The following is a 24,435-nucleotide window of genomic DNA, read 5'->3' on the forward strand; positions in this document are numbered from 1 at the left end:
ATCGCAGCCTAGCGACTAGATAACTCATTTTGGCGCTCAACTTGAGCGACCAGATAGGGTTATATGCTACAAAAAGGCGTCTATGGGTAAGTAACCAAACAAGCGCGCGCGAATGCGACTCCATAGGCTAGCCTCTGGCTCATGATGATAGCGAATGATGGCGTTGGGATCGGACTCGTCGAGCCAATTAAGGAGTGGGCGTGAGTCTTTATTAATGTGTAAGCGCCAAGCGTGCTCGGGCAATTCATTTAAAAACACTCCACTCACGTATTCGGCTAAGCGTTCGCTATTAATTACTACGCCAATTTCAGTATTGAGATTAAGGGATCTGGGGTCTAAATTAAGTGAGCCGATAAACAGCGTTTTACGATCAAATACCAGCGTTTTAGCATGTAAGCTGGCCTTTGATGAGCTAGGAAGGCCGCGTCGGCGTCGGCTTTTACGCGCTTTTTTACTACTAGGTTGTAGCTCCCATAAAGCGACGCCTGCCGCTAACATGGGCTGGCGGTATTTTGCATACCCAGCATGGACTAAGGGCACATCATTGGCGGCTAATGAATTGGTTAATACCGTCACTTTCGCCCCCGCTGCCACCCAAGCGGCTAACTTTTCTACGCCACTGTCTTCAGGGATAAAATAAGGCGACACTAACAGCGCTTCTGTTGTGACCGACTGCCAAATGCTCTCTAAGCTTGCAGACAAATGACCGCGCGTATCTTCCCAGCCATTGAGTAGCTTATCGGGATGATCATACACTAACGTTGCCTCTGCCCAGCGTAGTGCTAGCTTCCCCTGAGTCAGTTGTTCTACCAGCTTTAAATTACCTAAACGCGCTAAGTAATCACGACTGTGTTTATTATGACTGCTAAAGGCGAGCCTGCGTCGTACTCTCTTTAACGAGGGGGCGATGCGTTTGCGCGCTAAATTTTGCATCGGTACCGCTAAGCTATGATGCCAATATATATCAAAACTGGCGCCAACATCTTGGGCGAACTGTCCTACGCCCAACACATCTAAATCACTGAAACTGGCATATTTATCGGCGCCAAAATACGCGTTACCTATATTTCGCCCACCGATAATGGCGGCCTGGTTATCCACGGTAAATGACTTATTGTGCATGCGTCTGTGAATTTTAGAAAAGCGCGTTAAAAAATCCAGATAACGCCAGCGCCGATTGTTAAAGGGATTAAATAAACGAATAGAAATATTAGGGTGTTTAATTAGGGCTCTAAATAAACGCTCTTGGCCATAATGGCCAAAATCATCCAGCAACATGCGTACCCGCACGCCTCGATCGGCGGCGCGTAATAAATAATAAGTAAACAGCTTGGCCGTGGCATCTCGGTGAAACAGGTAATACTGTACATCCAGCGTTTGATCGGCGGCTTCCATTAAAGATAAACGAGTCACGAAAGCATCTAGGGCATTATTAAGAATAAAAAAGCCCGAGCTGCCTTGTTGCTTTGCAGTGGCTTTCATAATGCCTTGGCCTAAGCGCGTGTACTTAGAGTTGCGCGGCTCAAAAGGAGTAGGCTCGGGCTGTGGTTCGGGGACGCCAAACCAAGCTCGAAAGCGCGACAATAATCGTTTTGCATAATGGTTCATAGCAGCTTCTAGGTGAGTGCTTCGCATAACCTCAGTATAAACAGCTCATGAGACTAAAGATAAGAAACTAAGACAGGATAAATTATTAGGCTAGCAGGCAGTAAGTTAAGTCGTTGCTAATTAACAGGTTGATGAAAGGTTGGCGCCTACTAACCTACAGAGAATTTACTGCTAATAAAGTATAATTTTACGCATTAATGAGTGGCAATAAGGCAGCTAAAAGCACGGATTTAATACCATAATAGTCTGACTCATCTGGCTATTATTGAGCCAAAATGCCACAAATATTTGTAAATCAACAGCTAAATCCTTTAGTATGATAAGGTTACAGTTCTAAAGGAGCTTGTTTTGAAACAGCAGAAAATAGCGATTTTGGGCGCAGGGCCCAGCGGTTTAGCTCAGTTGCGTGCCTTTGAAGCTGCGCGCCAAGCTGGGGTAAAAAACCTACCAGAGATAGTGTGTTTTGAGAAACAAAACGACATCGGCGGCATGTGGAATTACACTTGGCGCACCGGCTTAGATAAAAATGGCGAGCCTGTACACGGCAGTATGTATCGCTATTTATGGTCTAACGGCCCTAAAGAATGCTTAGAGTTCGCAGATTATTCTTTTGACGAGCATTTTGGTCAGGCCATCCCTTCTTATCCGCCACGTGCTGTGCTCAAAGATTATATTATGGGGCGTATCGATAAAGCGGCCATTTCTAAGTACATACGTTTCGAATGCCCAGTGCGTTGGGTGACTTATGACGAAAGCAGCAAATTATTTACTGTTACCGTCATGAATCATAGAACTGGCAAACAAGAAACCGATGAATTTGACTATGTCGTAGTTGCCACTGGCCATTTTTCAACGCCCAATATGCCTTATTTTGAAGGTCTAGAGCAGTTTCCTGGGCGAGTGTTACATGCTCATGATTTTAGAGATGCGCTAGAATTTGCTAACCAAGATGTGTTGTTAGTCGGCGCCAGTTACTCCGCAGAAGATATCGGCTCACAGTGCTTTAAGTACGGCGCTAAGTCGGTAACTATTAGTTATCGCACTAACCCTATCGGTTTTGATTGGCCAAAGGGAATGAGTGAGCGGCCTTTATTACTGCGCTTAGAAGGTAATGTAGGGCATTTTAGTGATGGCAGTAGTAAGCAATTTGACTCGGTAGTGATGTGTACCGGTTATCTGTTTCACTTTCCGTTTTTACCCGATGAGTTGCGTTTGCAAACCCATAACTGCTTATATCCAGACAATCTGTATAAAGGGGTTTTCTTTCAATCTAATCCTAAGCTTATTTATTTGGGCATGCAGGATCAGTATTACACCTTTAATATGTTTGACGCCCAAGCGTGGTATGCCAGAGATGTCATCTTAGGCCAGATAGCCTTGCCTGCGGCCGCACAGCGCCAGCAGGATATGCAAAGCTGGCTAGCGCGCCATGAACAACTTACCGGCTGTAATGACGCAATCGATTTTCAAGCCAGTTATATTCGTGACTTATTAGAGGCTACCGACTACCCAGATTTTGCAGTTGAAGCGCAGGCTGAATTATTTAAGCAGTGGCTACGTGATAAAGAAGCCGACATTATGGCCTTTAGAGAAAACGTGTACGCCTCTACTGTAACCGGCACCTTGGCCACGCAATTACCCGCGTCTTGGTTAGATATTAAAGATGACTCTTTAGAGAGCTTTATGTCCCTTGATTTTATTGAAGCTAATGAGCTAGATAAAGTCGATTAAGCATGGCGTTTGCTTAACAAGCCTGCCTAAATGGCAGGCTTTTTTATGGGCGCTTATCCAGCACGTTTTTTGCTTGATAGCTTTGGTGGTACAGGATGTGCTTGAGGTAGAAACAGCGGGTATTGTAAATCTGACTCTGCTCGCTATTTATCTAGTGCAGCCCTAAAGGTACGATATTGAGTTTGTGCTTGACTGGCAGTACATAGGCTGATCCTTAGCTGCTGCCCAGGCGGACACTGTGCTAATCGCGCACAGGCCAGCGGAGTTAAGCTGCCTAAGCGCGGGTAGCCACCAATGGTTTGGCGATCATTAAGCAAAATAATAGGTTGACCATTAGGTGGTACCTGTACGGCGCCCAGCGTTAACCCTTCTGAGATTAAGTTTTCAATAGAGCAGTGCAAAATAGGGCCCTGTAAGCGCACGCCCATGCGATCGGAGTTAGGATCCACTCGCCAGGGTTGGTTAATCACATGCAATAAGCTTTGATTATCAAAAAAGCGAAACTGAGCGCCAGGAATGAGCTCTAAGACAGGAGGGCGGCGATAATCGGGCAGGGCGGCCTTGGGCAGCTCTCGGATGGGCAAAGATTGTGCGTTCTTTGTAAAGGCTAAGCGCTGAAGGGGTGCAAGCGGGCTGCCATCCCCGTGGTGGCCACCTAATTGCTCACGACGCACCGTCGCCACGCTGTTGAGTATGGGCGGCGCTTTAAAGCCGCCTGCAATAGCAAGGTAACTGCGCAGCCCTTGTCGCGCCATGCCGAGTACCAACTCTTGCCCTACTTGCATCTGAAAGGCGCGATTATTAGCTAACGGCTCACCGTCCAGCCTTGCCTGCATATCGGCGCCGCATAACGCTAAATAACAAGTTTGCTCGGCTATGACAGTAAGCCCGCCTAAGGTCACCTCTAAAGCAGGGCTGCCCCAAGCATTGGCAAGCAACCAGTTTGCCCAGCCCCACGCTTGTAGGTCCACAGGCCCCCCTTGAGTAATACCTAAGTGGCGTACGCCAAAACGCCCCGCATCTTGTAGGGTGGTTAAGGGGCCGGCCTTTATCACTGTTAAGTAACCTGTCATAACGGCGCCTTTGCTAGCGGCGTAGTATCTCCGCCTAAGCGTACAAACTGCGCTTGGTCAATCGGTACAAAACGCACTCGATCGCCTGCCTGTAATAGGCTTAAAGAGGCGCTTGCTAAATTAAATAATGGCGTGGGACAACGACCTAAAATATTCCAGCCACCTGGAGTGGCGGTTGGGTAAATAGCCGTTTGGCGCCCCGCAATAGCTAAGCTTCCTTGAGGAACTTGCGCTCTAGGCTGAGTTAAGCGCGCTAGCGCTAACGGCTCGGGTAGCGAGCCCATAAAGGCAAAACCAGGCGCAAAGCCTAGCGCAAAAACGCAATAAGTCGGTGCACTGTGTAAGTCAATTAGGGCGGGCACGCTTAAGCCGGTGTGCGCGCTTAAACGTGCTAATTCAGGGCCTACGCTTAAGTGATACCAAATTGGCAGCTCAATAACGGCGCGTGATTTAAGCTCTTTTGCTAAGGGGAGCGTGAGCTCACTTACTATGTGTTCTAATAATTGGCGCGCTTTACCATGATCTAGCAATAGTGCATCAAATTGCACTAATACCGTGGTATAGGAGGGCACTATATCGACTAAGTACGGCCCAAATTGATGCTGAACATCCTCTACCAAGGAGGAAATCCAAGGCATATTGCGCTCATCTAGGGTATCAAAGAGGCGTACTAGCCACGCCTCCATGCCCGCGTTTTCAAGGCGCGGCATAGGCGTTAGTAATAGCTTCATCCTAAGTTGTCCAGTAACTGGCGAATAGCCGCCACCGCCTTAATAGACTCTGGGTTGTCGCCGTGTACGCACAAAGTATCTGCCTGCAGCAATAAGGCACTGCCCTCTAAGGTCATTAATGGCTCGCCTAAAGCCAAGCGTCTTGCTTGCTCAATAATTTGGGTGGGCGCTGTTAATACTGCCCCAGGGCATTGGCGCGATACTAAATTACCGTTGTCGTGATAGGCACGATCGGCAAAGGCTTCAAACCACAGCTGCAGTCCAAAGGGCTGCGCTAATTCACGTGCCTCTTGATTATTAGCTTTGGCCATCAGCATTAGTGGTAAATGATGATCAAAGTGCGCGATCGCCTGCATGACGGCTACCAACTTTTCGGGTTCGCGCATCATATCGTTATACAGGGCGCCGTGGGGCTTGACGTAGCTTAACTCGGTGCCTTGAGCGCGACACAAACCAGCCAGTGCGCCTAACTGATACAGCACCATGTTTTCTATCTCAGCAGGCGTGCAGGCCAGTGAGCGGCGGCCAAAGCCTACCAGATCGGGATAAGCCGGATGAGCCCCAATCTTTACATTATGTTGGTGCGCTAACTGTAAGGTGGTGCGCATGTTAGTGGGGTCGGAGGCATGAAAACCGCAAGCGATATTGGCTAAGTCGAGATAAGGCATCAGCGCGCCATCTTGGCCTAGCTGCCAATGTCCAAAACTCTCCCCTACATCGGCATTCAGCCATAACCTTGCCATGCACCTTACTCCTTTCACTGTATCTAGCATCAATCTTACCCTGCATTTAGGCCTGATACAGTAGCCGCGGCGTTTATAAGACAGGGTACTTAAACAGAAGAGGGACCTAAAAAGGTTAAAAGGTAAACAAATAACCTTGCCAGTGGCGTTTTTGAGCTTATGATATGCTTTCATTTTAATTAAGAGGTCCGGCTAAACCCGGTATGGCCTATGGATGGCTCGCGAAGTTGCTTGCATCGTAATGATTTAACCCTTTCTGTTCTCTTGCCGCTGTCTGGGGCAGGCGCCACTTTTTTTATCCCCTCCCACTCCTTTAATGCCGCTATGAGTGTCAGCTCAATTACGCGATTAATGAATGGCTTTGCCTTAAGCGACTAAGAGGTCAATATGGAATTTTTAACGGATCCTTCGTTGTGGGCGGGCTTACTGACCCTGGTATTACTAGAAATTGTCTTAGGTATCGACAACTTAGTATTTATTGCCATTTTAGTGAAAAAATTGCCTGCGCCTCAGCGTGACAAAGCGCGAATAATTGGCTTGTCGTTGGCGCTGGTGATGCGCTTAGGATTATTGAGCGTAGTGTCTTGGTTGGTTACCCTCACCAGCCCTTTAATCACTTGGTATAACTTTAGCTTTTCTGGTCGAGATTTAATCTTGCTGGCTGGGGGTGTTTTCTTACTCTTTAAAGCCACAACCGAATTGCACGAGCGCTTAGAAGATACGAGTCATGAAGCCACTCAAAGCGGAGTGTATGCCGGCTTTGGCGTGGTGATAGCGCAAATTTTAGTGTTAGATGCGGTATTTTCACTGGACTCAATTATTACTGCTGTGGGCATGGTTGATAGCCTAGGCGTGATGATGACGGCCGTTATCTTAGCCATGATAGTGATGTTATTGGCCTCAAAAGCACTCACCGATTTTGTAAATGCGCACCCTACCGTCGTCGTGCTGTGTTTAAGCTTTTTGTTGATGATAGGCTTTAGCTTAGTGGCAGAAGCGTTTGGTTATCATATCCCTAAAGGCTATTTATACGCGGCTATTGGCTTTTCGGTATTAATTGAGTTTTTTAACCAGTGGGCTAAGCGCAACTCTACTAAAGCTCAAGCGCGCTTGCCGCTACGAGAGCGCACCACTACGGCTATTTTTAAACTCATGGGCGGACAATCGGCTGCGGATGCGGAGCAAGACGTTGAGCCCAACCCAGAGCAGGAGCTGGGCTTTGCTGAAGAAGAACGTAATATGATCAGCGGCGTGTTATCGCTAGCGGAGCGCTCTACGCGCACCGTAATGACGCCGCGTTCTGATATTGCGTGGTTAGATATTGCTGATACTCGCGAACAAATTATTGAGCAGTTAATGGCGTCATCTCATAGCCAATTTCCGGTATGCGATGCAGAGCTAGATAATTTATTGGGTGTGGTGCGCGCCAAAGATCTGATGGCGGGCTTAAAAGAGGGTAAAAAGTTAGCCGAGCTGGCGCAAGGTCATCACTCTATCATAGTGCCTGATAGTATTAGTGTGATCCGGCTGTTGAATTTGCTACGCGAAGCCCGAGGTAATTTAATACTGGTCAACGATGAGTTTGGGACCATACAAGGCTTAGTGACTCCCCATGATGTCCTAGAAGCCATAGTGGGCGAGATGCTTGATGAAGATGAGGACCCTGAAGTGGTGGTTGTAGCGGATGCTTGGCTGGTAAAGGGCAGCACCGACTTACATTATCTGGAGCAAGTGTTATCGCGCCGTGGACTCGTGGATCCCGAAGAAGAGTATGCCACTCTGGCCGGCATGCTGTTAGCCTGGAGTGGGCAGCTGCCGACAGAGGGAGCCATCTTTGAACATGAAGACTTACGCTTTGAAGTGGTAGAGCTGGATGAGTTTCGTATCGCCCAAGTACGTATCTCTTCGTTGCTCGATACGCCAAGCTAAGCTGTTGCGTCACTAGTGCTTGCAAAACGGCGTCTTTCGGCGCCGTTGTTTATCACCTAAGTTTGATTGATTTTTCCCTAATCCCTAATCCCTAATTATAATACCGCCTCAATCGCGGCCTGTAATTTAGGATCGTCTGGCTTAGTTAAGCTTGAAAAAACTGCCGTCACTGCGCCGTTTTTATTAAGCACATATTTATAAAAATTCCAGCGCGGTGCCTTGCCACTTTGACGAGCAATTTCTTTAAAAATAGGGTGCGCGTCTTTGCCGCGCACCGCTATGGGTTGGCTCATATCAAAGGTGACCCCAAAGTTAACAAAGCAGACTTCTGCCGCTTTCGCCTCATCTTTGGCTTCTTGGCGAAAATCATTTGAAGGAAAACCTACCACCTTTAAACCTTGATCTTTATAGGTTTGATGTAGCGCTTCTAAGCCTTCAAATTGACCGGTAAAGCCACAAAAACTAGCAGTATTAATGATTAACATCGGTTGGCCAGCAAAAGGGCGCAGATCCAGTGTGTCGCTAGAATGCAGCCTAGGTAATTGATGGTCATACAATGTTGAAGTATTAGGGCTAGCTGCTAGCAGGGGCGGGCAAAGTAATAATGCGCACAGTCCAGTTACTAATTTTTTCATGGCACTTTCCTCATGGGCATAACAAAGACTTAAAGCTATCGCCATCCTTTAGGTTCGTTAAGTAGTAGACCCAGTGTCAGTCATTTTGCTTGCACTAAGCTTGCCTACCACCAACGTCGCGCTTTAAGCCATAATGCTAATGCCCCGCCTAAGCTGCCCAAAATGGCACAAAAAGTCCAAAATGCATGCGGGTTCTCTGCGCCTGGAATGCCGGCAAGATTAACGCCTAATAAGCCGGTTAAAAAAGTAGCGGGTAAAAATAATAACGCCAAGATAGAGATTTGATAAGCGCGTTTATTAGTAGCAGCACTCATCATATTATTAATTTCATCGGCCAAAATGGCACTGCGCGCCACGCCTGTATCCAAGTCATCCAGCCAGCGGTGTAACCGCTCGGCAATATCGAGCAGGCGGCGTCGGTCGTCCTCTGCCAGCCAGCTGATTTTTTCACTGGCTAGACGCGCTACCAGATCACGTTGTGGTGAAAGGTAGCGGCGAATTAAAATTAATTGCTTACGAATCCGACTAAGTTGGCCACTGGCAGGCAACTGACCTTCTAGCACTGTTTCTTCGAGCGCTAAAATATCATCGTGTAACGAATCGACAAACTCACCGGCGCGATCTGTTAGCGTGTCACACATTTCTACCAGCCAATCTGCAGTGGTGAGTGGGCCGGCTTGCTCTTGCAGTTGTTGATAGAGGTCTTGTTCAGAGAGTAAGGGGCGTTGGCGGCTGCTAATAATCAGCTTGGCATTAATAAAAATGCGCAGCGCCACCATTTCTTCAGGGCGGTTAACTTCATTATGATTAATGCCTCTTAAGACTAAGAGCAGGTTATCGCCATAACGTAATAGTTTAGGGCGATTACTTTGTCCTACTAGCGTCTCTTTAGCCGCTTCATTTAATAACGAGGTGTGTAAGAGCCAATGTTTGGCCGCTACTTGGCCATAATCTAAATGCAGCCAAGTGGCTTTAGCCTCCGTTAAAGCTGAGCCTGGCGCGAGGGCTTGCATGCCGCCAGTGCCGTTAAGTTGTAGGCTATAAATACAGCGCGCCGGCACGTGTTCCATACGATAGCACTCCTAGAGCGTTAATAAATAAAGAGGAGTTGTTACATGCCCTCACTACAAACAAGCAGGTATGATAGCGCCATTCCCGTTTTTTATAGCTAGGTGATGCATGCGCCGCAGTTCTTTTAATCCCGATACCCCTGATGAGCGTTTTAATAAGCAAACATTGCGCACTCTGCTGCCTTATTTACTTGAGTATCGCGTGCGGATTTTTTTAGCACTGTTGTGCTTAATCGCGGCCAAGGTCGCCAGTGTAGGCTTACCTTTTATTCTTAAGTATATAGTCGATGCCTTGGATAAAGGCGGCGAGGGCAATGCTCAAGTGCTCATTCTACCGCTTGGCTTATTACTGGCTTATGGCGTGGTGCGCTTTGCCAATGTCTTATTAGGAGAAGTGCGCGATGCGTTATTTGGGCGGGTAACCGAGCGTGCTATGCGCCGTATTGGTTTAACGGTGTTTAAACATCTGCACCGCCTAGAGTTAGACTTTCATCTTAATCGCAATACCGGTGGCTTATCTCGCGACGTTGAACGCGGCGTGTCGGGGGTCAGTTTTTTACTGCGCTTTATGGTGTTTAATATAGTGCCGACCCTCTTTGAAATTGCCATGGTCATTGGGGTGTTATTAGCTAACTATTCAATTTGGTTTGCCTTAGTAACCTTTATTGCGGTGGTGTGTTATATCGCGTGGTCGGTGATTGCCACCGATTGGCGAACCGAATATGTACGTGCCGCTAATTTGGCTGACTCGCAAAGTAATACCCGCGCCGTAGACAGCCTACTTAATTTTGAAACTGTTAAATATTTTACTAATGAAGCCTATGAAGCGAAGCGCTACGATCAAGACCTAGCACAGTGGGAGATAGCACGGCGTAATAATCGCCTAAGCTTATTTGCGCTTAATGGCGGGCAAGCGCTAATTATTGCCGTGGCCATGACCACTATGATGATATTAGCAGGCCAAAATGTGGTGGCTGGGACCATGACGCTGGGTGATTTTGTACTGATTAATGCCTTTATGATGCAGCTTTTTTTACCGCTTAATTTTTTAGGCTTTGTGTATCGAGAAATGAAAGGCTCTATGGCTAATGTGGAGCGTATGTTTGCCTTATTGCGCCGTAAGCCGTTAATTAATGATGCGCCGGTCCATAAAGACTTGCGCATCAGCCAAGGGGCCATTGAATTTAATAAAGTACACTTTAGTTATACTCCTGAGCGGGAAATCTTAAAAGACGTTAGCTTTTGGGTGCGTCCTCAACAAAAAGTAGCGGTAGTGGGCGCCAGTGGCTCCGGTAAGTCGACCTTAGTTAAGTTATTATTTCGCTTTTATGATGTAGATGCGGGTGCCATTTCAATCGATGGCCAAGATATTCGCCATGTCACCCAAGCGTCATTGCGCCAAGCAATAGGCATAGTGCCCCAAGATACGGTGCTATTTAATGCCTCTATTTTTGACAATATTCACTATGGCCGTATTGAAGCCAGTACTGAGGAAGTGTTAGCCGCTATTCGCATGGCGCATTTAAGTGACTTTATTGCCCGCCTACCCGAGGGCGCTAATACCTTAGTGGGGGAGCGTGGTCTTAAATTAAGCGGCGGTGAAAAACAACGAGTGGCGATTGCGCGCACTATTTTAAAACGCCCCGCTATTTTGGTATTTGATGAAGCGACTTCTTCGCTAGATAGCCGCTCTGAGCAAAGTATCTTACAAGCCATTAGCGAAGTGTCGCGTGGGCAAACCAGCCTAGTGATAGCCCATCGCTTATCCACCATAGTGGATGCGGATCATATTTTAGTCATGGATCAAGGGCGTATAGTGGAGCAAGGAAACCATCAGCAGTTATTAGCGCAACAAGGGCGCTATGCCAAGCTTTGGCACATTCAGCGCCAATCTCAAACGTAAATTTTTTAATCAGTATCCCCTCAACCGTTACCTAGGTAGCAAACCCTATAATAGTAAGGAGTCAGTATGATAGTGCGTCTTTCTAAAACGCTAATGGTCGCAGCAATAGGTCTATTTGCCTTTTTAGTTGCCTTTGGCAATATCACCGATTACGGCAGTAACTTTGCTTTTGTACACCATGTGTTTTTGATGGACACGATTTTCCCTGAAGCCAGTATTAAATACCGCGCCATTGAAACCGAGTGGGTTCATCATCTCGGCTACGTGTTTATTATCCTCTTAGAAAGCCTCACTAGTTTATTGTGTTTGGCGGGCGCTTGGCAGTTGTGGAGTAACCGGGATCAAGCGGCGCGCATTTATAATCGTAGTAAACGCCTAGCGGTGATCGGCCTAACCTTAGGCTTTTTAACTTGGCAGGTGGGCTTTATGTCGGTAGGCGGAGAGTGGTTTGGAATGTGGATGTCTTCTCAGTGGAATGGCGTACCCGATGCCTTTCGCTTTTTTATTACTATCTTGGGCGTGCTTATTTACTTAGTGCAAACGGATGATGAGCTAGACGCTTAACCTCGGCTCTTTTTACTTCATGACTAGGCTTATTGTTATGAAAAAAAACTGGCTAGCGCTGCTAGTGATTCTGGGAGTGATGTTTGGCTCTCAGGCGGCTGTTAGCCGTTCTCATGAGTGGGGGGCAACGCACACCAACACTCAGTTCTCCCACTATAATAAAACGCATCATAAACAACAAATTACGGGTAGCGGACAAGTAATAAAGTTATTAGCCGATGATAATAAAGGCAGTCGTCATCAGCGCTTTATTTTGCGCCTCGCCCAAGGACAAACCCTATTAGTAGCGCACAACATTGACTTAGCTCCTTATTTAACTGAGCTGCGCCTAGGTGATACGGTCGCATTTTGTGGTGAATATATTTGGAATAAAAAAGGTGGTGTTTTGCATTGGACCCACCATGATCCACAGGCACGCCGAGCAGGTGGCTGGCTCAAGCATCAAGGTCGCATCTATCACTGATGCGTTATAAAAAATTAATGAGAGTTATGTTATGCCAGACCTCGATTATCAGCAGGCGACCGAAAACTGGGTGAAACAGGTTATTATGAAGTTTAACCTGTGCCCGTTTGCTCGTCGTGAAGTAGAGCGCGCCAGTATTCGCTATGCGCTAGTAGAAGAGACTAAAGTCAAAGCGGTAGTAAAAGCGGTGCTAGCCGAGTGTGCGTTACTTGATACTCAACCCGAGATTGAAACAACATTAGTTATTTTGCCGCGCGGCTTTGAAGGTTTTTATGACTATTTAGACTTAGTGGATAAGGCGCAAGCCATGCTTGAAGCTCAGGGATATGAAGGACATTATCAGTTGGCCAGTTTTCATCCCGATTACTGCTTTGATGGTGAAGCACAAGAGGATGCCGCCAACTTTACTAACCGCTCACCGTACCCTACGTTACATTTAATTCGCGAAGCCAGTATGGTGCAGGTATTGGCTGATTATCCTAATCCCCATGCTATTCCTGAGCGCAATATCGCCTTTGCACGACGCAAAGGTAGCGAGTTTTTTGCTGCACTCTTGGCTAACTGTACCAAGTCTTAGGCTCGCAATGTGGGGGCATTTGTCTAAAGTGAGGGCTAAGCACAGTACTTTTTAGTCACTATGGGCGGCGACTGGTTGTTGTGGGCAGGCGCTGTTGGTTTATTTTCATGTTAGTAACTGCAAAGGAATATTATGCGCTATTTACTTGTCTCGTTGTTGGCTTTATTAACAGGTTGTACCGGCATGCCTAAAGGAGTGACTCCGGTAGAAAATTTTGATGCACAACGCTATCTGGGTACTTGGTATGAGATAGCGCGCCTTGATCACTCCTTTGAGCGTAACTTAGAGCAAGTGACCGCCGAATATAAAATGCGTGAAGACGGCGGTATTCAAGTGATTAACCGAGGCGTAGAGGCGAGCAGTGGCAAGCACAAAGAAGCTAAGGGTAAGGCGTATTTTGTAAACGGTGCCGATAAAGGGCACTTGAAGGTGTCATTTTTTGGTCCTTTTTATAGCTCTTATGTGGTGTATGAATTAGACGATGATTATCAATATGCCTTTATCTCGGGGTACAACTCTAAATATCTGTGGTTATTGTCTCGCACGCCACAAGTGAGTGATGAATTAAAAGAAAGATTTATTAATAAAGCGCAAGAATTAGGCTTTGCTACTGAGTCATTAATTTGGGTTAAGCAATCAAACTAGGCTAAAGTCTTAGTCTTTATCGGTGGCTTTGCGCTTTTTGATGGTTTATCGTAATAAGCTAATAAAGGTAATATCATTTACCAATTAAAAATAACTCATATTAGGAGCATATAATGCTGAAAAAAGTTGCGCTATTAGTAGTGGGGGGCGTTTTTGCAAGCTCGGCTCTTGCTCAATCTGAATTATTTAAGCCCGATGACTTAGTTAAGTATCGCCAATCTATTTACCAAGTGATGAGTGCTCAAGCAAAAGTCATGGGCTCCATGGCCAAAGGTGAGACAGAGTTTGATGCTGAAGTGGTGCATGAGCGGGCGCAAAACCTAGGCAATGTGGCTAAACTGTTGGGTGAAACCTATGTGCCTGCTACTGAAGGCGTAAAAGACAGTAATATGTTGCCCGCCGCTTGGAAAGATATGGATGGCTTTCAAGACAAGGGCAAGGCCTTTGGCGGAGCGCTGCAAGAGCTGATAGCCGTATCCGGCGAGCCGGACTTTGATGCTAAAGCTGCACGCCCTGCAATTGGTAAATTGCTAAAAAGCTGTAAAGCGTGTCACGACGATTATCGCGCAGATTAATAAGTTTATATTTTTATTTAAAGGAGCCTCAGGGCTCCTTTTTATTAGGCATTTGAAATGCATTAATATAAAAACTCGAGCTCTATCAAAAATAAAGTGCTGATATTAGCGAGCAGCTAATATAAGTGGTAAAGATAAAGGGATATAAACTTAATTATTATTTTTACTGAGAGCTGCTATGCATAAATATTCGCCCACCCTGCGTATTTTACACTGGCTTAGCGCACTGCTTATTATTGGCCTATTTATAATAGGCTTATGGATGCGCAGCCTTAGCTATTATGACGCGCTTTATCAGGTGCTGCCGTTTTGGCATAAAAGCGTCGGCTTTTTACTGCTAGGCTTAGTACTGTTACGCTTAGTAGTAAAGATGATAAGCACCCAGCCGCAACCCTTAGCAAGTCACAAGCCTTGGGAACGACGACTGGCTAATCTAGTGCAGTGGTTATTGTATGGCTTGCTGTTTGCTATGTTTATTAGTGGCTACTTAATCGCTACTGCAGATAACAGACCGGCCTCATTTTTTGGCTGGTTTGATATTCCTGTGTTGATGAGAGCTTTTCCAAATCAAGAAGATGTAGCTGGCTTATTTCATGAATACTGTGCCTGGGTATTGATTGGTTTATCACTCCTACACGGCCTAGCTGCACTAAAACATCATTTTTTAGACAAAGATGCCACGCTTAAACGTATGCTTTAATTCCGTAATTTAACTAAGGGGAACATAATGAAAAAAACGCTACTTGCTCTCGCTACTATGGTGCTCGCTAGCCACGCTTATGCAGCACCCGAAAACTATGTAGTAGATACCGAAGGTATGCATGCTTCAGTTAATTTCAAAATTAACCATATCGGATATAGCTGGGTAGTAGGGCGCTTTAATGATTTTAAAGGCAGCTTTGTATTTGATGAAGATGACGTAGCTAATAATGAAGTTAAGGTCACTATTAACACCAACAGTGTTGATACTAACCACGCGGAGCGCGATCGCCATGTACGCGGTAAAGACTTCTTAAATGTGAAAAAATTTCCTGAAGCAAGTTTTCAAAGTACTCGGGTGACTCAAGCTGATGATAAGGGTGAGTACACAGTAGTCGGTGATTTAACCTTGCACGGTGTTACACAACAAGTGGAGTTTGAGATTGAAGAAGTAGGTGCGGGTAAGGATCCTTGGGGAGGCTATCGCCGTGGCTTTACCGGCGAGATGACCTTAAAGCCCAGTGACTTTGGGATTAATTATGACTTAGGACCTGCGGCGGCGACCATGGAGCTTGAGTTTATTTTAGAAGGGGTAAGGCAGTAAAAGAGCCTTATCAGTTCAACAGTGACTAGTAACAACCCGAACCCTTAGGTTCGGCTTGTTGCGCCTCACTAGATATAATAAAACAATATCCATACCGGCAGGATGGCCAGTGCCACTGCCAAAATAAAACGTAGCCAAGGAAAGGTAGCGTCGGCAGGCAAAGGATCGGCGACTCGTGCAACCTCAAGCTCTTTATGGCCGGTGAACATGGCTTTAACTAAGGCTTCACCGCGGATGCGATACATTATAATAGCCAGAATATGTAAGCCCACTAAACTCAAAATCCCCCAATAAAACCATTTCTTATGCACAAAGGTGAGCAAGTCGGTAGTGGCGCCTGAGGCATACATATAGAGCGGGCCATCATAAAAAATATCATCACTGGCAAAGAGCCCGCTACCTAATTGCACCAGTAAGGTTGCTAGTAACACCAGCACCATAATGCCGCCTACGGGATTATGGCTAACATAAATAGGTTTGTTGGGTTGAGTGCTGGCGATAAAATAAGCAAAAATATGTTTAGGATGGTAAATAAAATGGCTAAAGCGTGCATAGGGGGTACCAATTAGCCCCCAAATTATACGATAGGTTAATAAGACAAGCAGCACCTGGGCAAACAGCATATGTTGATCCATATCTTCACCCGCAGAGCGCCACAATAAAAACAGCAAAATCGGCAAGCTCCAGTGAAACAGCCGAACGGACCAATCCCATACTTTTATTTTACTCGCAGCTGGCTGGCTCATTACAATCTCCGATGAACACCATAAGGCTATATTAGCCTGAGCAAACTTTTTATATAAGTAATAACTTAAGTTAATGTGCAGTGATGTGAGCTAAGCCTGCTAAAGGCGTGCTCTTAAAAGTAAACATCCCAGCCTAGGCTGGGATGGAGTCATACTAAAGTGCCAGCTGCCGTTACTTGGCTGAAGCAGGCTGCTTTATTTTTGCTAAGGCTTGCTCTAGGCCTTGGCGAAATTGATTGCGGGTGAGTGCATCAATTTCTGCCCACTTTTGCTTAGGAGCAAAGTCAATGGTGCTCTCGGTGAGTACATCTTTACTTTGCAGGGCAATCCAGCGCGCATCATAATTACGCTTTTGCTTGCCATCCCATTCTAATGCCTGACTAACAATGGCTTTTAAGCGCTCAGGGTTGCTCATAGAATAAGGGGTTATCTTGGCACCAAAGCGTTGATTAAGCTGACTTACTGCGGCGTGGGCCGTGTCATCTCCCGATTTATTGGCATCACTGCGCGCGCGCAGCTGAGCAACGTAAAACCAAAAAGTAGCCTGATCTTCATATTCGTTATCAAACATAATGGCAGAAATTAAATATAACACGGGTGGAGCATAATCATTGGGCGCTTCTAAAATAGTGTTAATGGTTTCGCCTTTACCATTGGTGATGGCATCCATTGCCTGCTGAGATTTACTAATATCAACTTCGGCAAATTCGCCCTTAGGAGTAATTTTACTGGGGGCTTGGTTGGCCGAGGTTTGGCTGCTTTGTTTATTGTCTTTGCCCCCTGCACTATTGGCTTTTTCAGAAGGAGCTTGGCTTGAACAAGCAGCCAATAAGGCGCACAGCAATAATGGATATAATTTCATCGGTAAACCTCATGTATTAATAATGTATTCAGCAAAGCGGTAAATGGCGCTTAGGTCAAGGGCATTAATAACAATAAGCCATTATTTCAGTAAGCTTGGCAGGCCATTAGGGCAGCTTTTGTCTGTTTGGCAGTGCTGTTGCCAAAATAAATAAATATCTTGCCGATAAGCAATGGGGATACTGTGCGAGCAAATAAGCTCAATGCGATTATTTTTTTTAAGTCCGCGAATACTGCCGTTCACACTGCCCACTTCTAGGGTGAGCTGTTTACAAAATTGCAGTAGTTTTGGGCACGGTTGTCCGCTAATCACCTTTACTTGGGTGCTTTGCAAGCGAATGCGAAACACTTCTTGTTGGCGGCGCAATAGGTACAATAAAACAAATAATGACAATGCAGTAAGAAATACGAGGCTGGACATGATTTTTCATCCTTGAAAAATAGCGCTTAAAAACTAGATGATGACAGCTTGAACTATAAAGGCAAGTAACGCTCATGATGCAGCAAGATAAAGTGCGTGTGGCGACATTTAACGTCGCGCTCGCTAGGAATAAACGGAGACAGTTAGCGCGCGAACTCGCTAGCGGGCTGCAACAAGCTCGTAATTTGGCGCATATTCTACAACAAGTCCGCCCCGACATAGTGCTGCTCAATGAATTTGATCATCAAGGGGAAGAGGCGGGGCTGCTACTATTTTGCCAAGAGTATGTAGCACAAGGAGCTCAAGCACTCCATTATCCATTTTACTATCTGGTACCCAGTAACACAGGAGTATTGGCGCCGCTCGCGTTACAAGGCAGCGACGTGCCTACACTTCCCCGTGATGGCTTAGGTTTTGGTCATTTCCCTGGACAATATGCCATGGTCATTTTGTCTCGTTTTCCTTTTCTGATAGAGCAAAGCCGCAGCTTTCAGCACTTTTTATGGAAAGATATGCCCAGTGCGCGCTTACCTAGCACTGCTGAAGGGGCATATTATGCGCAGTCTGTGTTAGACATACTGCCGCTATCTTCTAAGAACCATCTTGATCTGCCAGTGCAGCTGCCTAATGGCACCTTGTTGCATCTGCTTGCCAGCCATCCTACTCCGCCTATCGATGAAGGGGATGAGCGGCGAAATAGCTGTCGTAATCATGATGAACTGCGCCTGTGGCATGACTATATCCGCCCCAGCAAGAGTGACTATCTTTATGATGACAAAGGAAAGCGCGGCGGATTAGCTCCCTCCCATCCTTTTATTATACTTGGCGACTTAAATGCAGATCCCCGAGACGGTGATGGCTTTCGCAGTGCTATTAATCACTTACTTAGCGAGCCGCTGCTAAATCAGGCCGTTACCAAAGGGCACTTGCAGCCAAAAGCGCGCGGTGGTTATGGGCTCAAGCTGCGCCATGCTCGCTCTGGCTCCCCTAAAGTTTGGACTCATAGCCAAGGTTTACGTCTTGATTATGTGCTACCCAGCTCTGAGCTGAAGGTGACAGCCACGGGTGTATATTGGCCGTTGCCCAATGAACAAGACAGTGAATTATTTTGGAATAAACGAGGCTGGCCGGCGCGCAAAGCGAGCTCCGATCATCGTCTAGTGTGGCTTGATATCGCTCTTTAGCTAGGTAGCGCCATAAGCTGTGAGTCAGTTCACGATTTTTAGCAATTAAGCCGTAATACTTCGAGCTAGCTCAAACATTAAACTCGCGCGGCTAGGTTTTTTTGCGATGGCGTTATCTAATAGCACTCGAGACCCAAGATTGCTTTCGAAGTGCCCTTATCTGTGTTGGTGACGTAGATAAGTTATTGGTATCCTTCATTTCGGGCAAGCCAGTGGCTTGCCCTTTTTCTTGTCTGCTTTACTCAATATAAGTTAACAGCATAAAAAAAGCCGATGCAGGCATCGGCTTGTTAAGAGCAAGTACTATTGCTGGCGTTGGCGTAAAAAGGCCGGAATATCTAAGCCATCGGGCATGGCTTCTTGCTCAGCTTTCGCCTCGGACTCTTGCGGCTTGGGCTGCTGAGTAATGGCAATGGTTTCTTGAGGCGGCTGAATACCGGTCGCAATCATAGTAACTTGGACGCTATCGACTAAGTTAGGGTCTAAGCTAATACCTGATACCACAGTGGCATATTCGCCAACACATTCTGCAACCTGATCGCCGATTTTTTGAAAATCATCAAGACCAATGTCCATTGAAGCGACCACATTGAGCAACACCCCTCGGGCGCGCTCTAATTCAACTCGCTCCAATAAAGGGTTATTTAACGCTTGCAAGGTGGCGTCATGGACTTTGTTTTCTCCGGTGCCTAAGCCAATTCCCATGACTGCCTTACCTTGTTGGCGCATGATGGTGCGCACATCGGCAAAGTCGATATTAATTAATCCTGTTTGGCCTATGATATCGGCTAAGCCTTTAACGGCATTTTGAATAACCTTGCTGCTTTCAGTAAAGGCCTGCAATAACGGCGTTTTAGAGCCGAGCACTTTTAATAAGTAATCATTAGGCAGCACTAATAATGCGTCTGTGTGCTCAGCTAAGTCTTTTAAACCATCATCGGCAGACTTAGCGCGCAGCTTACCTTCAAAGCCAAACGGGCGGGTGACAATGGCCACCGTCATAATGCCTAGCTCTCTGGCAGCTTTAGCCACAATGGGCGCAGCACCCGTACCGGTCCCCCCGCCCATGCCGGCTGTTATAAAGCATAAATCCGCGCCTTGGAGTTGGGCACGGATTTCATCAATACTTTCTTCGGCTGCTAGGCGGCCTACTTCGGCTTGGGCGCCGGCTCCTAAGCCGCGCGTTAATACTTTGCCAAGTTGTAATATATTTACTCGGCTTTGTTGTAGTGCTTTAGCGTCGGTATTCATGGCCACTATATTGACGCGTTCGGGCAAGCTGCTATCAGCTAATAAGTTGACGGTATTACCGCCGCAACCGCCTACACCAATAACGCCTATATTAATGACATCACATTCCGGCTCGGCAGGTTCGAAAAACAGGTGGTCGCTCATCCGGTACTCCGTGGAAAAACAAAAGGGCTGATTGGTCAGCCCTTAGATACAATATATCAGAAACAATAGTTTAACTATTTTTCAATGATTCTGGCGCCAAAATTTCAACTTTCCCGGCCATGTCTGTTAACCAGCGGCGAAATTCTGGAGAGTCTTTCACTTCGGTTTCCACCATCATGCTTTGCTTGTCATAACGGGTCAGTCTTGGGTTGTTGCCAGGAATCGCCGTTTCAATAATGGCACGATTCGGGCTAGTAATGCGACCCACAAACTGAATGGTGTCTGCCTCTTCATGGTAGCCTTTTTCGCGAATCAGCTTATTAACGCTAAAGTCACGAGGCTGAGTGACAGGGCGAGCGGTGAGCTCTACTTCTTTGATATGTTCAAAGGAGATGCCGTAAATCTTAGGATCCATGTCAGAAACGGTGCACAGCAACATAGTGCCATCTTTACGACCGACTATGCCTAATGGATTCACCTGCTCGTAGCGTAACCAGACGGTGCGGCCTTTTATTACGCGACGAATTTCGGCGCTAAACTTACGACCACGCCACAGCGCATCACGAATAGTGGTAGAGCGACGGATTTCTGGGCTGCCAGCAAATGGCTTAGGCAGTCTCACTACGTTTTCCATCCAACGACCGGCGAGCTCACTTTGGCTATCGCTGATCACTTGGTTGGCTTTATCTATAATAGGGTTTAACTCATTTAGCACACTGGCTGGCAGCAAGTCGGCGGCCTGATCATTCCAGGTCTTAAGCGCCATCGCTAAGCCCAGTGGCATAAAGTTAGCAAAGTCATTTAAGCCATTGCGTTCGAAACACCAACCATGGGGTTTGCTGCGATCATCAGAGGTGAGATCAAACAGGCCCATGCCTGACATTTCTTCTAAGTCACGCTGTACGGTGCGTAAACTTACTTGGATACCTTCTTCTTCCAATTTCTCTTGTAGCTGGCGCGCAGTCAGCTTATACGGACGGTATGGAACACAGCGCGCCAGGGTCAGTTGTCTTAATAGCTTTTTACTCATTGGTGATGCCCTCTTGCTTTGGTATGAGTGTATCCTAGTCTGAGGTTGTGACAACTTCTGTCGCATCCTTTGTGGGGGAGAGTGTCGCTATTTCTCTACACTTTGCTTTTTGCAGTCGGTTATTGACGCTATAGTTGGCTGGTATTGCATCTAGCTGCTACCGTGTAAGTTACTGTTCTCAATGATTATTTTTGAGGTTTTCGTGATCAAGATCATGGTTTTTTTACTTTTTTTGCTGCTGCAGGTTGGGCCCTTAGCCGTCGCAGAATCTCGCGATGTGTCAAAAAATAAACCGCAATTAGCGACCAGTACGACAGTCAGTCAGGGTTTACATCGCCTTGCTGAGCAATCTGAGCGGCTTAAAGTGGTGAAGTTAGGTCAGTCTGCGGGAGGGCGCCCTATAGAAGCGGTGTTAGTCTCAGCGGATCCCGACTTTCTTAATCAGTCTGCGCCTCAAGCTAATAAAGTCACTGTGATGTTGTTTGGTTCACAGCATGGCAACGAGCCTGCGGGTAGCGAAGCCTTAAGGCGATTAGTAAAGGAGTTTTCACAAAATCAACACAGTGAACTCTTGACGCGACTTAATTTAGTGTTGGTGGTACTCGCTAATCCCGATGGTCGAGATCTAGCCTCTCGTTACAATGCCAATAAAGACAACACCAATATTGATTATGTCGCGCTCGCTGCCGGTGAAACTCAATTACTGGTTGATGCGCTTCATGATTTTGATCCCGATGTAGTCTATGACGCTCACGAGTCTGGTATTTGGAAGCGCGTGCTCACCAAGCAACAAGGGTGGCTGACTGATGTAGAGGCGCAATTTGATATGGGCAACAACCCTAATATCGATATTAGATTGCATCATTATACGGAGCAAAAGCTGCTGCCTATGTTAATTGAGCGCGTGAGTGAGGCAGGCTTACCGGCTAGTCGTTACCGAGGAGAAATTACTCAACTAGAACAAAGTGTGGCTCGTGGTGGCTTAGGTATTACTAACTTGCGTAACTATGCGGCTTTACAAGGGCGAGTCTCTATCTTGGTCGAAAACCGCCTCGATAATAAACAAGGTCATTATGATAGCCCGCGTAATATTGACGAGCGTATCCGTAAGCAGCACTTAAGCATGCTGACGATGTTGCAATTAGTCAGTGAAGAAGCTGAGCCATTATTAGCGGTGTCTCGTGCGGCGCGTAGTCACTGGCAATCCGGTACTCATGGCGAGCAAGAGCTAGTAATGAGTGTGGGCTTTGGCGTAAATGAAAGTGAGCCACAGGTAGAGATTCCCTTAGTTCGGTTAAGTGACGGTCAAAGTGCACTGCACACTTTTGCTAATCATGATGCCATTATCGCCAGCCAAGCCGTGGCTTTGCCTGCAGCCTATGCTATTACGCGAGAGCAAGCGCGCATGGCCACTTGGCTAGCGCGCCATCACATCGACTTTACGACTTTAACTAAGGCGCAATCCTTTGCCGCGCAGCGCTTATCTATTACTAAGCTAAGTCCACCGCTAAATGTGCGCTCAGGAGTGCGAGAAAAAATACAGGCCACCGTTCACAGTGAGCCAAGCCAAGTGACTTTAAGCGCCGGTGATTTATTAGTGCCGATGGCGCAACCCTTAGCGCCGCTAGCGGCATTAATGTTAGACCCTCGCTCAGCCAATGCCCTCTATCAAGAGGCGTCGTGGCCATGGTTAGCGCTGGGTGAGTTTCCTGTATTCCCTATTTTAACGCCGCCTTAGTAGCGCCCTAAGCAACGCCATAAAAAACCGCAGCCAGAGAGCTGCGGTTTTAGAAAGTGTGCGCTTGATGACGCTTTTGCTTAAGGCCTTAAGAGAACGCCAACCAAGACCAAGGTGACTTGCTAAGAGCTGCACCATAAATATAAGCAAAAATAGCCAGTGACGCCACGGTAGCTACTACTCTTTGGCTTTGGGTCTTGCCGCGTTTAATCGCTATGGTGCCCACGATAATATAGAGCACTAAACCAATGACTTTAGCGGTGAGCCAAGGACTGTTACCAAAAGGAATTTGATTGCTAAGTACTGCAAGCCATATCCCCATGGCTAACAATAAAGTATCCACAATATGGGGCAATATCTTAAGTAGCTTACTCTTAACGCGAGCCGGTGAAGGAACTGCTAGCCAAGCGCGCAGCATAAACAACGTAATACTGATCAGCGCAAACATCATATGTGCGTGCTTAATCGCCACGTAAGGCATAATAACTCCAAGAAAAACGAACGAGGGCGCTATGATAGCAGGAACCGCTTTTAGGGCGAGATGAAATACTGTTTAGTATCAAGGTCAAGGCCTCCCAACTCGCTATAGTAACTCCTCATTATATTTTATTAGACATTATCGATATGAACCAAAGAGGTCATTATGGCTAACACTTTCTCTTATGGTACTTTGCTGGGCCTATTTTCCAGCTTATTAGCCGCGCCAGTATTGGCGGCCTCCTTAACCGTTTATAAATCTCCAAGCTGTGGCTGTTGTGAAGATTGGGTGAGCCACATGCAAGAAGAGGGTTTTGTGGTGAAAGTTATTGATCGCGATAATATGTTGCCGATTAAACAACAAGCCGAGGTTTCCCCAGCGCTTGCCTCTTGCCATACCGCATTTATAGAGGGCTATGTAATTGAAGGTCATGTACCGAGCGCAGATGTGCGCCAACTCTTAGAAACAAAACCCCAGGTACGTGGGCTTACTATTCCTGGTATGCCACAAAGTGCGCCAGGCATGGATATTCCAGGCACGCCTTATGAGGTGTTAAGTTTTGATGAGCAAGGGCAAACCCAAGTATTTAGTCGCTATGCAGGCTAAAAGATTGTAGCTGTTATTGGTTTGCATCGGGCTCAAAGGCAATAAAGCGAGTCCCTTTAATAATTAGGGTGCCCGTTTGCTCTGGCTCTAATTGCTCATAGATAAGCTGGCTTACCTGAAACTCTTGAGCCGGCGCATCTTCTAAGGGCCGAAAAGTGACATAGTAATTTACTCGAGGAGCGGGGGGCTCAGTCTGTTGCTTATGAGTTTGGCCCATAAACTCTCGATAATGTTTCTCTTGTACTAATACTGCCACGCTATGGGAGGCTTGGCGCTGATTAAACCAAAAGCTGCTCACTCGCCGCGCTAAAACAAAGATGGCAATGAGTATTATGCCCCAAAAAACGAATCTTCCCATTGAGCCCCTCTACTTATTGCGCCCCAGCCGCTAGCTTAAGTGTAACTTAGCGTTGAGGAGTTAACCTA

Annotated in this window: 26 protein-coding genes; 13 read left to right on the forward strand and 13 right to left on the reverse strand. The window is 46.6% G+C overall.

All coding sequences use genetic code 11. The features are described 5' to 3' along the window. Positions 1-66 precede the first annotated feature (66 nt). Positions 67-1,608, reverse strand: coding sequence for a phospholipase D family protein (locus CBP12_RS10665; RefSeq protein ID WP_198341798.1), 1,542 nt, complete (start codon positions 1,606-1,608; stop codon positions 67-69). 348 nt (positions 1,609-1,956) lie between these two features. Between CBP12_RS10665 and CBP12_RS10670 the strand changes: the two genes are divergently transcribed. Continuing rightward, positions 1,957-3,339, forward strand: coding sequence for an NAD(P)-binding domain-containing protein (locus CBP12_RS10670; protein WP_086964411.1), 1,383 nt, complete (start codon positions 1,957-1,959; stop codon positions 3,337-3,339). A gap of 143 nt (positions 3,340-3,482) precedes the next feature. Here CBP12_RS10670 and CBP12_RS10675 read toward each other — a convergent pair whose 3' ends face one another. From CBP12_RS10675 to CBP12_RS10685, 3 genes are read right to left on the reverse strand one after another with little or no spacing between them, the layout of a single operon-like run. Then, complete coding sequence (locus tag CBP12_RS10675) at positions 3,483-4,412, reverse strand: 5-oxoprolinase subunit C family protein (RefSeq protein WP_086964412.1); 930 nt, start codon at positions 4,410-4,412, stop codon at positions 3,483-3,485. Then, the gene (gene pxpB / locus CBP12_RS10680; protein WP_232455057.1) at positions 4,409-5,143 is read right to left on the reverse strand and encodes a 5-oxoprolinase subunit PxpB; all 735 of its coding nucleotides are present in this window, start codon (positions 5,141-5,143) and stop codon (positions 4,409-4,411) included. The genes CBP12_RS10675 and pxpB overlap by 4 nt, the downstream gene beginning before the upstream one ends. Next, the gene (locus CBP12_RS10685) at positions 5,140-5,886 is read right to left on the reverse strand and encodes a 5-oxoprolinase subunit PxpA (protein WP_086964413.1); all 747 of its coding nucleotides are present in this window, start codon (positions 5,884-5,886) and stop codon (positions 5,140-5,142) included. Before CBP12_RS10685 ends, pxpB begins: the two co-directional genes overlap by 4 nt. A 387-nt stretch (positions 5,887-6,273) precedes the next feature. Between CBP12_RS10685 and CBP12_RS10690 the strand changes: the two genes are divergently transcribed. Beyond that, positions 6,274-7,815, forward strand: coding sequence for a TerC family protein (locus CBP12_RS10690; RefSeq protein ID WP_086964414.1), 1,542 nt, complete (start codon positions 6,274-6,276; stop codon positions 7,813-7,815). A gap of 95 nt (positions 7,816-7,910) precedes the next feature. On the opposite strand, the gene CBP12_RS10695 is transcribed toward CBP12_RS10690, so the two are convergent. Together CBP12_RS10695 and zntB are read right to left on the reverse strand one after the other, a co-directional pair. After that, complete coding sequence (locus CBP12_RS10695; RefSeq protein ID WP_086964415.1) at positions 7,911-8,450, reverse strand: glutathione peroxidase; 540 nt, start codon at positions 8,448-8,450, stop codon at positions 7,911-7,913. Positions 8,451-8,554: 104 nt separating this feature from the next. Next, a complete protein-coding gene (gene zntB, locus CBP12_RS10700; protein WP_086964416.1) occupies positions 8,555-9,520 on the reverse strand; it encodes a zinc transporter ZntB in 966 nt (321 codons plus the stop codon). Positions 9,521-9,629: 109 nt separating this feature from the next. Here zntB and CBP12_RS10705 point away from each other — a divergent pair, with 109 nt between their 5' ends. The 8 genes from CBP12_RS10705 to CBP12_RS10740 all read left to right on the forward strand — a co-directional run bounded on the left by CBP12_RS10705 (position 9,630) and on the right by CBP12_RS10740 (position 15,550). Further along, positions 9,630-11,423, forward strand: a complete 1,794-nt coding sequence (locus CBP12_RS10705) for an ABCB family ABC transporter ATP-binding protein/permease (RefSeq protein WP_086964417.1) — start codon at positions 9,630-9,632, stop codon at positions 11,421-11,423. Between the two features lie 66 nt (positions 11,424-11,489). Further along, positions 11,490-11,987: a DUF2165 family protein gene (locus CBP12_RS10710; protein ID WP_086964418.1), complete on the forward strand. Its 498-nt coding sequence runs from the start codon at positions 11,490-11,492 to the stop codon at positions 11,985-11,987. Between the two features lie 37 nt (positions 11,988-12,024). Further along, positions 12,025-12,450 carry a DUF3465 domain-containing protein gene (locus tag CBP12_RS10715; protein WP_086964419.1) on the forward strand — a complete coding sequence of 142 codons (426 nt, stop codon included), beginning with the start codon at positions 12,025-12,027 and terminating at the stop codon, positions 12,448-12,450. A gap of 31 nt (positions 12,451-12,481) precedes the next feature. Then, positions 12,482-13,027 carry a DUF1415 domain-containing protein gene (locus tag CBP12_RS10720; RefSeq protein ID WP_086964420.1) on the forward strand — a complete coding sequence of 182 codons (546 nt, stop codon included), beginning with the start codon at positions 12,482-12,484 and terminating at the stop codon, positions 13,025-13,027. A 132-nt stretch (positions 13,028-13,159) separates the two neighbouring features. Next, positions 13,160-13,672, forward strand: a complete 513-nt coding sequence (locus CBP12_RS10725; RefSeq protein ID WP_086964421.1) for a lipocalin family protein — start codon at positions 13,160-13,162, stop codon at positions 13,670-13,672. Positions 13,673-13,785: 113 nt separating this feature from the next. Further along, a complete protein-coding gene (locus CBP12_RS10730; RefSeq protein WP_086964422.1) occupies positions 13,786-14,247 on the forward strand; it encodes a c-type cytochrome in 462 nt (153 codons plus the stop codon). A gap of 178 nt (positions 14,248-14,425) precedes the next feature. After that, positions 14,426-14,947: a cytochrome b gene (locus CBP12_RS10735; protein WP_086964423.1), complete on the forward strand. Its 522-nt coding sequence runs from the start codon at positions 14,426-14,428 to the stop codon at positions 14,945-14,947. 27 nt (positions 14,948-14,974) lie between these two features. Beyond that, positions 14,975-15,550, forward strand: a complete 576-nt coding sequence (locus CBP12_RS10740; protein WP_086964424.1) for a YceI family protein — start codon at positions 14,975-14,977, stop codon at positions 15,548-15,550. Positions 15,551-15,618: 68 nt separating this feature from the next. Here the strand turns inward: CBP12_RS10740 and CBP12_RS10745 are convergent, their stop codons facing one another. From CBP12_RS10745 to CBP12_RS10755, 3 genes are all read right to left on the reverse strand, one after another. Further along, entirely contained in the window at positions 15,619-16,296 is a 678-nt protein-coding gene (locus tag CBP12_RS10745) for a cytochrome b/b6 domain-containing protein (protein WP_086964425.1), read from the reverse strand. Positions 16,297-16,468: 172 nt separating this feature from the next. After that, positions 16,469-17,158 carry a hypothetical protein gene (locus CBP12_RS10750; protein ID WP_086964426.1) on the reverse strand — a complete coding sequence of 230 codons (690 nt, stop codon included), beginning with the start codon at positions 17,156-17,158 and terminating at the stop codon, positions 16,469-16,471. A gap of 81 nt (positions 17,159-17,239) precedes the next feature. After that, a complete protein-coding gene (locus CBP12_RS10755) occupies positions 17,240-17,578 on the reverse strand; it encodes a DUF3634 family protein (protein ID WP_086964427.1) in 339 nt (112 codons plus the stop codon). 74 nt (positions 17,579-17,652) lie between these two features. Here CBP12_RS10755 and CBP12_RS10760 point away from each other — a divergent pair, with 74 nt between their 5' ends. Further along, on the forward strand, positions 17,653-18,762 hold the full coding sequence (locus CBP12_RS10760) for an endonuclease/exonuclease/phosphatase family protein (RefSeq protein WP_232455058.1): 1,110 nt from the start codon (positions 17,653-17,655) through the stop codon (positions 18,760-18,762). Between the two features lie 303 nt (positions 18,763-19,065). Here CBP12_RS10760 and ftsZ read toward each other — a convergent pair whose 3' ends face one another. Together ftsZ and CBP12_RS10770 are read right to left on the reverse strand one after the other, a co-directional pair. Beyond that, positions 19,066-20,157 (reverse strand): cell division protein FtsZ, encoded by a 1,092-nt coding sequence (ftsZ, locus tag CBP12_RS10765; RefSeq protein ID WP_086964428.1) that lies wholly within the window; start codon positions 20,155-20,157, stop codon positions 19,066-19,068. Between the two features lie 70 nt (positions 20,158-20,227). Beyond that, positions 20,228-21,187, reverse strand: a complete 960-nt coding sequence (locus CBP12_RS10770) for a helix-turn-helix transcriptional regulator (RefSeq protein WP_086964429.1) — start codon at positions 21,185-21,187, stop codon at positions 20,228-20,230. A gap of 277 nt (positions 21,188-21,464) precedes the next feature. Between CBP12_RS10770 and CBP12_RS10775 the strand changes: the two genes are divergently transcribed. Then, complete coding sequence (locus tag CBP12_RS10775) at positions 21,465-22,925, forward strand: M14 family zinc carboxypeptidase (protein ID WP_232455059.1); 1,461 nt, start codon at positions 21,465-21,467, stop codon at positions 22,923-22,925. Positions 22,926-23,013: 88 nt separating this feature from the next. Here CBP12_RS10775 and CBP12_RS10780 read toward each other — a convergent pair whose 3' ends face one another. Next, a complete protein-coding gene (locus CBP12_RS10780) occupies positions 23,014-23,406 on the reverse strand; it encodes a SirB2 family protein (protein WP_086964430.1) in 393 nt (130 codons plus the stop codon). Positions 23,407-23,568: 162 nt separating this feature from the next. On the opposite strand from CBP12_RS10780, the gene CBP12_RS10785 reads away from it, so the two are divergent. Further along, positions 23,569-24,009 carry a DUF411 domain-containing protein gene (locus tag CBP12_RS10785; RefSeq protein WP_086964431.1) on the forward strand — a complete coding sequence of 147 codons (441 nt, stop codon included), beginning with the start codon at positions 23,569-23,571 and terminating at the stop codon, positions 24,007-24,009. A gap of 13 nt (positions 24,010-24,022) precedes the next feature. Here the strand turns inward: CBP12_RS10785 and CBP12_RS10790 are convergent, their stop codons facing one another. After that, on the reverse strand, positions 24,023-24,367 hold the full coding sequence (locus CBP12_RS10790; RefSeq protein WP_086964432.1) for a DUF2500 family protein: 345 nt from the start codon (positions 24,365-24,367) through the stop codon (positions 24,023-24,025). Positions 24,368-24,435 lie beyond the last annotated feature (68 nt).

It is taken from the genome of Oceanisphaera avium (assembly GCF_002157875.1).
GTDB classification, from domain to species: Bacteria; Pseudomonadota; Gammaproteobacteria; order Enterobacterales; family Aeromonadaceae; genus Oceanimonas; species Oceanimonas avium.